1 protein-coding gene is annotated in these 238 nt (G+C 40.8%); it reads right to left on the bottom strand.

What is annotated here, in order from left to right; genetic code table 11:
* A partial coding sequence (locus tag AAEY88_RS15390) for a hypothetical protein (RefSeq protein ID WP_350563788.1) occupies positions 1–238 on the bottom strand: 238 nt, incomplete at both ends.

Genomic DNA, 238 nt, shown 5'->3' with positions numbered 1-238 from the left:
ACCATATTCAACGCATTATTTGATTCAACAATCACCTGATTATATTCTTGGTTTTGACGGCCTTTAATTCGCGCTTTAAGCATGATGACGACGGCTTGCTCAAGTGTGGTTGATGCAATGGCGTCTAATTGTGTTATGAGCAATTTAGCGTCTTTATACTTAGTAGGTGATGTAAGCTTTGCTTCTAAATTCAGTCGAGCCAGCAGCTCTAAATCGCGATGAAGTTCATTGGGTGGGT

Source organism: Psychrobacter sp. CAL346-MNA-CIBAN-0220 (assembly GCF_040309805.1).
In the GTDB taxonomy this organism is placed as follows: Bacteria; Pseudomonadota; Gammaproteobacteria; order Pseudomonadales; family Moraxellaceae; genus Psychrobacter.
Note: the sequence above shows the minus strand (reverse complement) of the source record. Positions and strands in the feature narration are given on the sequence as shown.